Genomic DNA, 14288 nt, shown 5'->3' with positions numbered 1-14288 from the left:
AAACGGAACAGAGAAAAAAGACAAGAACAGACAAAAACAGATGGTATGAAATCAGCTTTGAAGTCCGATTTCATACCATCTGTTTTTTCACTGCAACAATCCGCCGTAGGCGGAGAATCCGGCAAGTGCTGTGTTATGCTTTTTTCTGTGCAGCCATCCACTCCAGAATCGGAGTCTCTTTTCCGTTCGTCATAACCGGTTTGCCGTCATAATCGAGGACACACTCATCGTTCAGCATCGGGATCCAGGACCAGTGGCCGATGTATTCGAATGGGGTGCCGTCTGCATTTTTCTGGGTTCCGGTGTGATCGAGTACCTTGTCCCAGTAGGTAAAGTGTGCATTCGGGTTGACCTTTGCCAGACGCTCATAGGTCGGAACGACAAAGTCATCCGGAACGACAACGGGGTCGGTTTTTGCGTGTGTAAACCAGATCGGCAGATCTTTGAGCTTCAGGATGTCTTCATCGGAGATAAATGCATCCGCCAGAGCCTCGCAGACCGGATATGCGGCAGCGTAGCGGGACGGGTTGAAAATGATCTGTTTCATGGTCATAAAGCCACCGTTGGAGCAGCCGCCGATGTAGATGCGGGAGCGGTCAATCTGCGGATGGGCATCCACGAAAGCACCGATCAGGGCATCGAGAACTTCGGTATATTTGGAAGAACCGTCTTTGGTATATTCGCCGGTTCCGTCATCCATCCACATGGTTGGAGCCTGTGGAGCGAGCAGGTAGGTCTTGCCGCCGAAAATTTTCTGAACCTTTGGGGAAATCAGGTTTACAACTTTATTTCCAATTGCTGCAATCGGCGGCTCCTGTCCGCCTTCACCAGCGCCGTGCAGCCAGATGATCAGCGGGATTTTCTCATCCACATCCATTTCCGGCTCGTAGTAAACGTAAGAGAGCGGAATCTGCGGATCCTCGTAGCGGTCTTCTTTGAGCCATTCACCGTAGATGACGCGGTTTTCGCCGTCTACGTCGAACGTCTGCGGAGAAATGGCACCATCGTCTGTTGCAATTTCAGAGACTTGTGTCACATCGTAAGCGACATTGACAAATACATTAAAATTACCGTTGAATTTGATGATCGAGCCGATTCCTTCCATGATAAAACACGGCAGCTCCAGCGTCAGGCAGGTGCCGTCCTCGCACGATACACCGGTTTTGTCAGAAACGTAAACGTTCGAAACGCGGCGAGTTCCGTCCATCGAGTCATCAGGTTTGTCGCCCATAAAATTCGGCCATACAAAATCCTCGCCCTCGGTGGAAGTGCGGGTAACGTGTACCGTAAACTGCTCCGGTGACGGAGCCGCACCTTTCATGCTTTTTCCGTAATCCAGAATTACTTTCGAAATATGCGGACCGAAATCAAAAACTTCGGTAATGGTATAATAAGTTCCGTTCATTTGTAAAAACCCTCCTTTTGTACGGAATGTACGCTCAGAGTCTTTCTGCATTTGCTTTTGCGACTGACAAAAATCATCTCACAAAATCAGGTACAGAAAAAGCTTGAGAGTACAGTTGTTTGCATGGGCAGAAAAGACGGTATTGGGAATAGTAGAATTTTTTTCTGCCCGACAATACCAGTCTACTACAGACATTCCGAAAGAAAAAGTACAAATCAGAGATAAAGTTGCACAGAGATGCTTTTTCTGTGTTTTTGTTTTCGGAACGGAAAAAGTCTGATCGAAACAGAAACAGCAGAAAAGTGTCAAAAAACAGCAGAATCGTTGTTTTTCGTATTGGAGCCGTATGGAATAATAAAATCATACAAGGAAAAAGGGAGGTTTTACGAGATGATTACAAGACTTGAGGAGATTCCGGTAACGAAAGAAAGCTATCCGTTTGCCAGTGCGGAGCGTTACCTGAAGCTGTCGGAGCGCGGCTATGTGGAGAAGGAATATTATATGTGTGGAACGGCCAACGTCTATGAGACTGCAGACGAGCGCGGCGGCGTCCGTGTGCGCACTGCGGATGCGCCGTATACAAACCGCATCATTGTCCGCGCACCGCAGGACACTGCAAAATGCAGCGGAAACGTTGTAGTGGAGATCATCAATCCAACGAGTTTTATGGAGATTGACCGCATGTGGATTCTCGGCTGGAAGAAATTTGTGCGGGACGGAGATATCTATGTGGGAATCACAAGCAAACCGAATACGATCGCAAAAATGGTAGAGTTTGATGAAAAGCGTTACGGCTGTCTTTCCTGGGCTAACCCGACGCCGGATGTGCCGTTCTCGGAGCGACTGCAGGTCACAGGCGGACTCGGCGATCTGAATCATGATTACGAAACGGGTCTTTTCTGGGACATGCTGACAGACCTGGCGTGGCTGCTGCGCGGCGATGAGGAGCAGAATCCGATTCGGGAATATAAGAGAGAATACGTCTATTTGACGGGCTGGTCACAGTCGGGTTCGTATCTGTTCCGCTATCTGAACAGCTTTGCGTATCGTCCGGAGGTGGCACGCGGTGCGTGTGTATTTGATGGCTACCTTTCCGGAGGAGGAGTCCATTCCCTTGGTATTCCGGTCAACCAGTATGAAACCATGGCTCCGTACCATTACAGTCTGACACGTGTGGAAAAGGCGCGCGAGCCGTTTATCGCTGTGCAGACGGAGAGTGAAAACGGAAGAATGGAAGCATGGCGCATTGCCCAGCAGGACAGCGATGATCCGGAGTTCCTGTTCCGCCAGTATGATGTGACGGGTGCAAGCCATGACACTTCCTATAGCTATGTGGACTACTATCAGAACGATCCGGATCTGGTGCGGATCAACCATCTGCCATTCTATATGGGAAAAAATGAGGAAGGAAACGACTATCCGTCCCAGATTCTTTTTGCGGCAGCATTTCGGAATCTCTTTACCTGGGTACGGACAGGCGCAGCTCCGGCGCACTGTGACCGGATTGCGATTGACAGCGACGGAGAAAACAAAAAGGATGCGTTCGGAAATACGATCGGTGGACTGCGTACCTGCCTCCTTGACTATCCAACCGGAAGATACAGCAATACCAGCGACATTGAAAAAGGCCAGAATTTCCTGGATCCGGAATCGGAAAAGGAAGGATTGTTCGGTTATCAGCAGGCGTTTTCGAAAGAAATGATAAAAGAGCTGTACGGAACATTGGCACATTACCGGGAAATGGCGGAGAAAAACACGAAAGAGCAGGTAACGAAAGGCTTTGTCTGCCGCGAGGATGCGGCGGAGCTGGTTGAGATTGCCGTGCAGCTTGCAAAGAAACGCGGACTGGAATAAAAAACAATAAACAGTTACAGTAAAATCAGATTCGAGGAGCGTGCCCGAAAAAAACCGGGCGCGCTCTGCGCAGATAAAGGAGAAAATAAAATGGGGATGAAAGCAGAACAGTGGCGACAAATTATTTTATCATTTGAGAGCAAGAAAACATACAACAATCCATTCCTCGATGTTTCCATCTGGAGTGTTTTTACGGGACCGTCGGGAAGAAGGATCAGAAGAGAAGCATACTGGGACGGCGGAAATACCTATCGGATTGCCTTTGCGCCGACCGAAACCGGAATGTGGAGTTATAGGTTGGAAGCACCGGAGGAGACGGGACTTTCCGGAGTGCAGGGAACGATCGAATGTATTCCATACGAAGGAAATCTTGCTATCTATCAGCACGGATTTCTGAAAGTGCATCCATCAGGAAGATATCTGACGTATGCAGACGGAACACCGTTTTTCTGGCTCGGCGATACGCACTGGGAATTTGCCTTTGGTGAGCGGTGGGACGAGTCGAACCATCCACAGATGACGAGCATGTTCCGCGGCATGGCGGACCGCAGGAAGGAACAGGGTTATAACGTTTATCAGACAAACCTTCGAAGCGACAGCTGGAAGGAGCACAAGAGCCGTTACTGGAAAACGGATGCCGCAGATGATGTGCCGGATGTGGCATTTTACTAGAACGAACTCGACCGCCGCATGCAGTATCTCGCTGACCTCGGCTTTATCAACGCGCTCGGTTTTGCCTGGTCCGGCTCGATCGAGCAGGGTGTGGAGCACCAGAAACATCTGGCGCGCTATATCATTGCCCGCTATGGCGCCCTTCCGGTTGTGTGGACGCTGGCAGGCGAAGTGGCAGGCTACTTCCCGGGAAAGCCGCGGGAAACAGCCATCAAAGGCTGGCGCGAGGTCGCAAAGTATGTGGAAAAAATGGACGGATATGGAACACTGCAGACCGCACATTATACGAATGAGCGTCCGTTTGCAGATTACTATTATGACGAATCGTGGTTTGATTTTGTGCTGAATCAGGCCGGACACGGCGATTTTCCGATCAATCCGTCCTGGTACCGTACCTATTGGAAGGAACACGGAACAAAACCGTTCATTGAAGGAGAGTCTCTGTATGAATACTGTTCCACACTGGAAGAAAACGGAACCCGGCTCTGCACCGATGCAATGCTGCGCCGCGTGGCATATATGGCAGTCCAGACCGGCGGCTGCGGCTATACGTACGGTGCGCAGGGAATCTGGGATAATATCTGGGAGGTAAGTGACATCAACCCGGATTTTAATGCATTCAACAAATTTGGCATCACCTGGGCGAAAGCCATTGACGGCCCCGGAGGCGCACAGATGGGATATCTGAAACGTTTCTATGAGGAACATCATTTTGAGGAGATGGTGCCTTACGATCCGGCAGAAGCAGAGGAGAGTATCAGCCCGTTTGTCAATAAGCTTGCGACTGCCACGATCAGCCGGGATAAAACAAGAGCACTGATTTATTACGGAGAGATGGATGGCACGAGTACACCGCTCGCAGGCCTTTGCGACGGAATCTATGCAATTTCCTGGTTTGATCCGAGAACGGGACAGACAGAAAAAGCAGAAATCCAGGTGGAAGTGCGTGGAAAGTCGTGCATTATGCCAAAGAAACCGGCGGCGGGAGACTGGATGCTGATAGCAGAATGTATAGAAAAAACTGAAAAGTGATCATAAACTATACAAAATGCGGAAAGAAACCGCAGAAAAGTGCAAATTCATCGCAGGATTGTTCTTTTTTGGAGGTAAGAAAGCAGATATAATAAGATCATCAAATGAGTCACGGCTGAAACTCAGAAACGAAATAAAGCAGCAAGACAAAAAGATAAAAAGCGAGGACGAAAGAATGAAAAAGAAAGTAGCAGCGATTTTCATGGCATCCATTATGGCATGCTCCATGGCTGCATGCGGAAGCAGCGGCGGAAGTTCAGATTCCGGAAAGACAGATTCTAAGGATAAGAGTACCGCATCCAGTACAGCAGAGAACGGAAGCGGAGAAGTGGAAAAAATCATCGTAAGCTTCCCGACCTGGACGGGTGCTCCGGCAGATACGGAGAAAGTACAGGAAGCCATCAATGATATCACAAGAGATAAGATTGGTGTTGAAATTGAGCTTTCCATTACCGATTTTGGGTCCTTTAATCAGAATACGACGCTGGCTCTTTCCGCAAATGAGGAAATTGATGTACTTGCATGTGTAGGTTTCCCATATGCAACCGGAATTCAGCAGGGATACCTCTCCGACCTGGAAGAAAATGATCTGATTCAGACTTACGGACAGGGAATTATTGATGCGGTTGGACAGGAAAATGTAGATGCCTGCCGTGTAAACGGAGTTTTATATGGACTTCCAAGTAACCGAGACATTGCACAGGGACGTGGATGCGCAGCGATCGCAACCGAGTATCTCGATGGTATTGGCTACGAAGCAAACACAGACGATGAGATCGTAAAAATCAGTCTGGATGAATTAAATGACATTTATGCACAGCTGCATGAGAAGTATCCGGACAAAGAGGTTTATCGTCCGACAACAGGTTCTATGTCGCAGTTCTCTAACGTAGACTCCCTTGGAGGAAATGTGTTCGGTGTGCTGCTTGACTATGGCCAGAACCTTGATGTTGTAAATCTCTTTGAGAGCGATTTCTACAAGGATTATTGTGCAAGACTGTATGACTACAATCAGAAAGGCTATATCAGTGCCGATGCATCGACCGATACAACAGCAGTCGGAGAGCTTGTAAAAGCCGGAACTCTGATGAGCTATACCACAGGCGGAAAGCCTGGCATCAAAGCGCAGGAGACTACACTGACCGGTCGCGATATGACCATCTTCCAGACGCTGGATGACTATATCAGTTCCACATCTGTGGCTAGTATGCCTTGGACCATTCCGATCTCTGCACAGCATAAAGAAGCAGCCATGAAATTCCTGAATGAGTGCTACACAAATGCCGATATCGCAAACCTTCTGGCATGGGGCATCGAGGGAACACATTATAAAATTGGCGATGACGGACTTGCTACTTATGCAGACGGTGTAGATGCATCCAACTCCGGATGGAATCATTCCATGGGATGGATGATGCCGAACCAGTTCCTGACCCATGTATGGGAAGGAAATGATCCGGATCTGTGGACAGAGATGAAAGAGTTTAACACCAATGCAAAGGTTTCCAAAGCAAGCGGTTTCTCCTTTGACAGCACAAATGTGGCAAACGAGCTCACAGCAGTACAGAACGTATACAACGAGTATCAGACCAGCGTAGAGTACGGCTTTGTAGACCCGGAGACCGGAATTGCTGAGATGAATGATAAGATGATGACTGCAGGCCTCCAGAAGATTATCGACGAGAAAAAGGCACAGCTTGCAGCGTGGCAGGAAGCAAACAAATAAAGTTTAAGAATTTAGATCAAAGAATGACTGCGCCGTCCCAAAAACAGGACGGCGCAGGTTGTAAGAAGAGAAAAATCTGTCAAAACCGGAACGCGTCATGACCGGCTGCGGATAAGAAAAAAGGAGAAGGAAAAACATGGCAAGAGTGAAAAGTCAGAAGAGCCAGAAAAGACGAAAAACATTTGTACGTTTTCTGCCGATCTATATTCTGATGCTGCCGGGTCTCATTTATCTGTTTATCAACAATTACATGCCTCTGCCGGGTCTTGTGATTGCATTCAAACAGTACAATGCCGGAAGAGGCATCTACGGAAGTCCATGGGTAGGACTGAAAAACTTTGAATATCTGTTTACGACAAGCGATGCCTTTGTTATTACACGAAATACGATTCTCTACAACGTAGCCTTCATTGTAATCAATACAACACTGGCAATCGCAGTAGCTATTGTCTTGAGTGAACTGGAAGGAAAACGGAAGAAAGTTTACCAGAGTGCAATCCTTCTTCCGAACCTCCTCTCCACCGTTATCATCGGATATCTTGTTTTTGCATTCTTCAGTGTAGAAAACGGATTCATTAACAACACGATTTTAAAGGCGCTGGGAAAAGATCCGGTTTCCTGGTATTCGGAACCGAAATACTGGCCGTTTATCCTGGTTTTTGTCAGTGCATGGAAGTCGGTTGGCTACAACTGTATTGTGTATCTGGCAACACTGATGGGATTTGATAAATCCTTCTATGAGTCAGCCAAGATCGATGGTGCAACGAGATGGCAGCAGATCAAATATATCACCTTGCCGCTTTTGCGTCCGACCATTATCATGCTGACCATGATGGCAATCGGAAGAATTTTCTACTCTGACTTCGGTCTCTTTTATCAGGTGCCGATGAACCAGGGAGCTTTGTATTCCACAACAAACACAATTGATACCTACGTATACCGCGGACTGCTTCAGATGGGCAATGTTTCGATGTCTGCCGCAGCAGGTGTTTACCAGTCGATCGTAGGATTTATTCTGGTGCTTGGCGCCAACCTGCTGGTACGTAAAATTGACCGCGACAGCGCGCTGATCTAGGAGGAACGGTATGAAAACAAGAGAAGATAAAATTTATAGCTTTTTCGGCCATCTGATCATGACAATCCTGACACTGCTCGCGATCATTCCGATTCTGCTGATGTTCATTTCCTCATTGACTGACAATGCAACCCTGTTACAGAATGGCTACTCTTTCCTGCCGGAAAAGTGGAGTACCTACGCTTATGAGTGGGTATTCACATCCAGCAGCTCCATGGTAATCAAAGCCTACGGAATGTCCTTTATCCTGACCGCAACCGGCGTTGTCTGCAGCCTTGCCCTGACAACCTGTCTGGCCTACGGTCTTTCGAAAAAAGGTCTGCCGGGACGAAATGTCCTGACCTTTCTGGTGTTCTTTACCATGCTGTTCAACGGAGGCCTTGTACCGACCTATATCAACTACACAACCGTATTTCATGTGAAAGATACATTCTTCGGACTGCTGGTTCCGTCTCTGATGATGAGCGCATTCAACGTTCTTCTGATGAAGAGCTACTTTGTCACCGGTGTGCCGGATGAAATTCTCGAGGCTGCCTATATTGACGGTGCAAACGAGTTCCAGACTATGTGGAAGATCGCAATTCCGCTGTCCAAGCCGATTATTACCACCGTTGCCATGTTCTCCGGTATCGCTTACTGGAACGACTGGAACAATGGTTATATCTATCTGACAAAGAGAACGGATCTTTACAGTATCCAGAACCTGCTGAACCGTCTGATGCAGAATATTCAGGCACTGACGCAGAATGCCAACAACATGGCGCAGGCAGGCGAAGGTCTTTCCCAGATTCCATCCGGAACGGTTCGTATGGCGATGGCAGCTCTTGGTATTCTGCCGATCATGATCATTTATCCGTTCATTCAGAAAAACTTTGTAAAAGGTATTACCCTTGGCGGCGTGAAGGGCTGACAAAAAAAATGTGAGTGACTCCCAAAAATCCGGCTTTCCGATATGCAAAAGGAAAACCGGATTTTTTTAATTTTTAAACTGCCGTGGTGTCATGCCCGTCGATTTTTTAAACTGGCGGGAGAAGTACGAAATATTCTGGAAGCCGCAGGTGATGGCAATGTCGCGGATGCTCATTTCGCCCTTTGCGAGAAGCTCCTTGGAGCGCGCAATCCGGCGATCGATGACGTAGTTGATGAGAGAACTTCCCGTGTCTTTTTTGAAGAGATGGGACAGATAATCGGCGTTCAGGTATACCATGGCTGCAAGCGTATCGCGGTCCAGCTCGTCGGAGAGGTGCGATTCGATATATGCTTTCACGGTGGCAACAGCCGTGTCCTGGGAAGCGGCTGCCTGACGGCTTTGTATGAACAGCAGAAGACTGTTGGAAATCCATTCTCGTAAAGCACCAAACGAGGAGAAGGTATGCTCCGGGGAAGCAACGGTAATCTGGCGGCGGAAGGCTTCGTCTTCGCTGCCCGGATGATCCATCTGGCGGAACAGCAGCTGCAGGAACTGATAGTAAAAGCCGGTCAGAAATTCCCGCGTAGCGGTGCCGGAACTCTTCATCTGATTTAAGAAAGCAAAAATCTCAATCTGAAGCTGTTCCGTTTTTCCGGATGTGAGAAGATCGGACCAGCGGTCAGATGGAATCGGCTGAAAAGGCGTCTGAACAGGAGCTTCGGTTTCAGCGGCAAGATCGAAAACGTGATTTTCGTAGGTGACGTTCTTTCCGGCGAAGGCTTTCATGGAAAGAAAAGCTTTTCGCAGGTCTTCCGGGAGACAGACCTTCTGATCAACGAAAAAGTTGATCGAGAACGGAAAGTGTGTCACAAAGTCGGTCAGGGCCTGACGACATCGGCCAATCACGGCGTCCCGAGAGTGTGTGGAGGCCGGGAGAAGCAGAAGATAAAAACCATCAAGCACACGGATCGTCAGCGGCAGCTCGCCGGGTTCAAAAAAATATTCCCGGGCAATATTTTTTAAGGCAAATTCATACAGGGTACGGTTGTCGGTCGGAGAAAAGGAGTTCGTCTGTCCGGTCTGGATCAGAAGCGGACAGAAGGGCTGATGAATCAGTTCGACATTCAGACGGCGATAGCGGATTTCATCCATCACTTCGGAAGGAGCAGAGGAAATACTGCCATTTAACAGGTCGAGGAAAAACTGTTCCGCAAGCGGGAGCTCACTTTCCTTCCAGTAATTGGCATGAAGGGTGTTGACGTGGTCCTTCTGCTGCTTTTCACATTGCGCACAGGCTTTGTCAAGAGCTTCCAGAAGAGCATGGTCGTCCAGCGGCTTCAACAGATAGTCACTGCTGGAAAGCTTCATAGCGCGGGAAATATATTCAAATTTTGCATAGGCGGTCAGAAAAATGCAGACGGTTTCGTAGTGTGCCTGGCGGATCTGGTCCAGCAGTTCGAGGCCGGAACCGCCGGGCATCTCGATATCACAAATCATCAGATCAATCGGATGCGCGGAAAAGGCTTCCAATGCCTGTGTCAGATTGTAGGCACAGAAAATCTCAAAAAAGTCCGGCCGTAGTGTGCGGATTTTGTTGGAAATGCTTTCGACGGTATAATATTCATCGTCTACAATTAACAGGTTCATAATAACCTCCCAAAACATATTTTTAGCTGTTCCGGTTATCCGTCGATGCGGAAAAAGGGAACGTAAGGAAAATCAATGGTAATCTGAGCGCCTGCGCCGGGGCGGTTGCCAAAAGCAAAAGCTGCGTCGGGAAAAATCTGGCGGAGGCGGAGCACCACGTTTGTGATGCCGATGTGTTCCTGCTCGGAGTTTACATAGGTATCAAGCTTTTGCAGCACGGCAAGTATATCCTCGGAAAAACCGCATCCGGTATCCCAGATACAGATATGAAGACGGGTACACTGATTTTCTTCCTGCGCGGTGATATCGATATGCATGTCCAGCACTTTCCCCATAACGACCTCATATTTGATCGTGTTTTCCACAAAGTTCAGGAGTATAAGCGGCACAACCGTTGCATTTTGCAGCGATTCTTCGCAGGAAGGGAGCAGGCGCAGCGCGCCGGGATAGCGGATGGAGGAAAGCTCCACGTAGTTTTTTACAAGGTTTAGCTCTTCTAAAAGCGAGACGGTCTGGCCGGAGGAAAGCGTATAGCGCAGATGTACACTCAGGTTCTGAAGCATCTGCCGTGCCAGGTCCGCATGGTTATTTTCAGTCAGCTGATAAATGGTGTTCAGGCAGTTGATCATAAAATGCGGCGTGATCTGCTGCTTCAGGTAAAGCGCTTCCAGCTTCTGACGGGCGAGCTGTTTTTCGTAATTCGCGATTTTCAGATCATCGATCTCTTCGACCATATCGTTGAAAGCGGTCGTCATTTTCCGGAATTCGTCGAGCATAGCGTCATCCGGAATCCGCACCTTGAGATCACCGCCGCGGAGCTGTTCCAGCGCATGCGTCAGCATGTGAACCGGGTGAAGAACCCAGCGGTGCAGGGAAGCAGACAGGAGCAGCCAGATTACGAACAGACCGAGCGAAACGATCAGGGCGAGAAGATAAAAGCTGCTCTGATATTTGGTGTATTCCGAAGCCTTTAAAAGCAGGGTCAGCGACAGCGGTGTTTCGTTCAGTTCATGTGAAACAGCCATCCAGGAGGTTCCATCAATGTCGTAGGAAGAATATCGTCGCCATTTCAAGCGGGGAGCCTCCAGGCAGACATCGTTTGACGGGGTGCGCAGAAGAAGGGGACCATCGGAAAAATACAGAAGACTGTCCTGCGTTTTTGTATCGACCAGAGTGCCAAGGAGTGTATCCGTGGAAATGTACGCGCCGAGCAGATATCCGTTCAGGTTCAGAATACGGACAAGGTAATATTTCCCGTTGATTTCGTTGAGATTCCATACAGAGGACGGATCCTCTGTTTTGGCGATTTCACGGATATAGTTCCAGAGGAACGGTGTCGGGTTGGTGGTCTGGTCATAGAGGACCAGGGCATCTGTGGCTTCCTGATAGCAGAAAAAGCCGTCTACGGTATAGTTTGGCGTTGCGTTTTCAAAGCTTTTTTTGATTCGGTTTAATGTGATATACCAGTTGGTTGTCTGTGGTTCTGCTGCGCGGAGGGAAAGAAGATCGGCATCATTTAATGCGAAAACATAGAGGTAGGTTTCCGTGCGGGAAAGATTTTCATCCAGGCTTTTCTGGTACAGAACCAGTGTATTTTCCGAGTTCTCATGGATCCGCTCAAGCATCAGACCGAAAGCGGCTGTGTTGTTGTACGCGACAAGCGCGCAAAAAAGGACGATCATGACTGCAAGCAGAACAAAAATACGAAAACCAAGTGAGTGTATGGAAATTTTGGAAAAGCGTTTTTTCAAAGGACCATCTCCTCTCCTGTACATGTTAGATATATGCTGAATTTTGAGCCAGATAAAAAGAAAATGCCGGAACTGTTCAGCAAAAGGTCCGGCAGACTCTATGGGAAAGTTTACAATAAAAGTGAAAAAACGTCAATAAATACAAGGAAAAAAGAAATAGATATCGGCAAAAGTGATAAAAAAACAACTGAATCATTGTTTAAAAGTTTAATTTAAAAAGATTGACTATTCAAAATGCATTTAGTAAAATTAAATTATCACGATACGAAGCAATACTTATTTCAGAAAGGTGGAACGTATGTTACAGTCTTATACCGAATATGTAAAACGATATGGAATTGCAGAACTGGTTTTCCGGGGACCGTCCGAGGGAAATCCGTTCGCGGAGCAGTGGGTGAAAGGAACGATGGCAGGCCAGGCAGAGGAAAAGCATGCCGAGGGCTTTTATGATGGAAACGGCGTATACAAGCTTCGCTTTATGCCATCCTGCGAAGGAACGTATGAGATTACCGCAGTAACAAGCTGGGGCGATGAGGCGAAGGTGACGGTGGAGGTCAGCGCAGTCGATGAAAACTGCCACGGTCCGGTTCGGGTAGCAAACACCTACCATTTTGCTTACGATGACGGAAAGGAATACTACCCGTGCGGTACGACCTGCTATGTGTGGGAGCTGCAGAGTAAGGAGACTCAGGAGAAAACGTATGAAAGCCTTGCTGCTTCTCCGTTTAATAAGATCCGCTTCTGCGTTTTCCCGAAGCACTATGTCTACAATTTAAAAGAGCCGGCACAGTATCCGTTTGAAATTTGTGAAAATTCTCCGTGGTCTCCGTCTGACTTTGAGACAGAGAAGCTGGAAAAAGCGCCGCGCAATATGTTCGGCGGCATTGATGCCATGATCGAAAACCCGGATGAAGTATGGGATTATACCCGTCCGAATCCTTCTTATTTTGAACACATTGAAAACACGATCGCACGCCTTGGCACCATGGGAATCCAGGCCGATCTGATTCTGTTCCATCCGTACGACCGCTGGGGCTATTCCCGCATGAATCTGGAGCAGCAGAACTTTTATTTAAGATACGTTGTCAACCGTTTCAGTGCATACCACAATGTATGGTGGGCTATGGCAAATGAATTTGACCTGTTCCGCTGGAAACCAGTATCCGAGTGGGAGTCCAATGCAGAAACCGTCTGCCGTCAGGATCCGTACCGCCATCTGCGCTCCATTCACAACTGTATGACCATGTACGATCATTCCAGGGGATGGATCACGCACTGCAGTCTGCAGAGAATCGATCTGTACCGTACCGCAGAAAATGTGGAAATCTGGCGCCCGCAGTATGGAAAACCGTGCGTACTCGATGAGATTGCATATGAAGGAAATCTTCCGTTCGGCTGGGGAAATATCAGCGGCGAGGAGATGACACGCCGGTTCTGGGAGGCATATACCAGAGGTGGATATGGCCAGCACGGCGAGACGTATGAAAATGAAAACGGTGTGATCTGGTGGTCACACGGCGGAGAGCTGAGGGGCGGCAGCCCGGCGCGTATTCAGTTCCTGCTGGACATTATGGAAGAAAACGGAGGCTATATGGAGCCGCTTCCGGCATTCTTTGATGAGACTTGCTGCACGAACGGCGCAAGCCATCCGAGAAAAGACTGTATCATGTACTATTTCGGAGCCAACCGCCCATGCCGTCGCCCGTTCCACATGCCGGAAGGCCAGGAGTTTGATGTGGAAGTCATCGACACCTGGAACATGACCATCACCCCGGCAGGCCGCCACAGCGGAGAATTCACGATCGACATGCCGTCAAGACCGTATATGGCTGTGCGACTGGTGAAAGTGAAATAAAAATGTGGGAGAGGAATCTTGAAATTCGATTCGGCATATGATATAGTATATGTAGCTAATAAGAGAAATAAGTGACATGTGTTCACAAAGCGAACCCCCAGCAGCGGCAACTGCTGGGGGTTCTTCCCTATTTTACGGAAGGGCATCCGCCTGTGCTAATTGTCACCATGTTTTCCGTCTAGCCACTTGCAGATATAGTAGCTGATTACACCTGCTACAACGGAAACGATAAGAGAAATAAGTATAGACATGCGCTCACCCCCTTCCTGTTGCCAGTTTGGGAGGCGACAACAACGTAAGTATAACATGGTATAGGAAGAAACGGTTTGAAAAAATAGAACGTATATTTTGATGAAGTTGC

9 protein-coding genes and 1 pseudogene are annotated in these 14288 nt (G+C 48.3%); 7 read left to right on the top strand and 3 right to left on the bottom strand.

What is annotated here, in order from left to right; translation table 11 throughout:
- Positions 1 to 133: 133 nt before the first annotated feature.
- A complete protein-coding gene (locus DXD92_RS11600; protein WP_158581782.1) occupies positions 134 to 1405 on the bottom strand; it encodes a prolyl oligopeptidase family serine peptidase in 1272 nt (423 codons plus the stop codon).
- A gap of 390 nt (positions 1406 to 1795) precedes the next feature.
- Here DXD92_RS11600 and DXD92_RS11595 point away from each other — a divergent pair, with 390 nt between their 5' ends.
- The 6 genes and pseudogenes from DXD92_RS11595 (at position 1796) to DXD92_RS11575 (ending at position 8674) form a co-directional block, all read left to right on the top strand.
- Positions 1796 to 3259: an alpha/beta hydrolase domain-containing protein gene (locus DXD92_RS11595; RefSeq protein WP_118640591.1), complete on the top strand. Its 1464-nt coding sequence runs from the start codon at positions 1796 to 1798 to the stop codon at positions 3257 to 3259.
- A 90-nt stretch (positions 3260 to 3349) separates the two neighbouring features.
- Positions 3350 to 4633, top strand: a pseudogene (locus tag DXD92_RS11590) (apiosidase-like domain-containing protein); the annotation flags it as partial.
- Positions 4607 to 4963 (top strand): putative collagen-binding domain-containing protein, encoded by a 357-nt coding sequence (locus DXD92_RS19195; protein WP_243038211.1) that lies wholly within the window; start codon positions 4607 to 4609, stop codon positions 4961 to 4963. The pseudogene DXD92_RS11590 and the gene DXD92_RS19195, both read left to right, overlap by 27 nt.
- A gap of 175 nt (positions 4964 to 5138) precedes the next feature.
- Complete coding sequence (locus DXD92_RS11585) at positions 5139 to 6689, top strand: ABC transporter substrate-binding protein (protein WP_158581238.1); 1551 nt, start codon at positions 5139 to 5141, stop codon at positions 6687 to 6689.
- Between the two features lie 136 nt (positions 6690 to 6825).
- Complete coding sequence (locus tag DXD92_RS11580; RefSeq protein ID WP_118640561.1) at positions 6826 to 7764, top strand: ABC transporter permease; 939 nt, start codon at positions 6826 to 6828, stop codon at positions 7762 to 7764.
- Between the two features lie 10 nt (positions 7765 to 7774).
- A complete protein-coding gene (locus DXD92_RS11575; protein ID WP_055266923.1) occupies positions 7775 to 8674 on the top strand; it encodes a carbohydrate ABC transporter permease in 900 nt (299 codons plus the stop codon).
- A gap of 66 nt (positions 8675 to 8740) precedes the next feature.
- Here the strand turns inward: DXD92_RS11575 and DXD92_RS11570 are convergent, their stop codons facing one another.
- Entirely contained in the window at positions 8741 to 10321 is a 1581-nt protein-coding gene (locus DXD92_RS11570; protein WP_158581781.1) for a response regulator transcription factor, read from the bottom strand.
- Positions 10322 to 10356: 35 nt separating this feature from the next.
- Positions 10357 to 12072 carry a sensor histidine kinase gene (locus DXD92_RS11565; RefSeq protein WP_158581780.1) on the bottom strand — a complete coding sequence of 572 codons (1716 nt, stop codon included), beginning with the start codon at positions 12070 to 12072 and terminating at the stop codon, positions 10357 to 10359.
- Positions 12073 to 12370: 298 nt separating this feature from the next.
- Here DXD92_RS11565 and DXD92_RS11560 point away from each other — a divergent pair, with 298 nt between their 5' ends.
- Positions 12371 to 13927, top strand: a complete 1557-nt coding sequence (locus DXD92_RS11560) for a DUF5605 domain-containing protein (RefSeq protein ID WP_118640558.1) — start codon at positions 12371 to 12373, stop codon at positions 13925 to 13927.
- Positions 13928 to 14288: the final 361 nt, after the last annotated feature.

The sequence above is a fragment of the Blautia sp. TM10-2 genome (genome assembly GCF_003480845.1).
Taxonomy (GTDB): domain Bacteria; phylum Bacillota; class Clostridia; order Lachnospirales; family Lachnospiraceae; genus Fusicatenibacter; species Fusicatenibacter saccharivorans.
The sequence above is the reverse complement of the archived record's forward strand: the minus strand, read 5'-3'. Positions and strand labels throughout refer to the sequence as shown.

Coding starts and splice junctions, on each gene's coding strand:
- DXD92_RS11600 (WP_158581782.1), bottom strand. CDS start 1,405: ATGAACGGAACTTATTATACCATTACCGAAGTTTTTGATTTCGGTCCG.
- DXD92_RS11595 (WP_118640591.1), top strand. CDS start 1,796: ATGATTACAAGACTTGAGGAGATTCCGGTAACGAAAGAAAGCTATCCG.
- DXD92_RS19195 (WP_243038211.1), top strand. CDS start 4,607: ATGGGATATCTGAAACGTTTCTATGAGGAACATCATTTTGAGGAGATG.
- DXD92_RS11585 (WP_158581238.1), top strand. CDS start 5,139: ATGAAAAAGAAAGTAGCAGCGATTTTCATGGCATCCATTATGGCATGC.
- DXD92_RS11580 (WP_118640561.1), top strand. CDS start 6,826: ATGGCAAGAGTGAAAAGTCAGAAGAGCCAGAAAAGACGAAAAACATTT.
- DXD92_RS11575 (WP_055266923.1), top strand. CDS start 7,775: ATGAAAACAAGAGAAGATAAAATTTATAGCTTTTTCGGCCATCTGATC.
- DXD92_RS11570 (WP_158581781.1), bottom strand. CDS start 10,321: ATGAACCTGTTAATTGTAGACGATGAATATTATACCGTCGAAAGCATT.
- DXD92_RS11560 (WP_118640558.1), top strand. CDS start 12,371: ATGTTACAGTCTTATACCGAATATGTAAAACGATATGGAATTGCAGAA.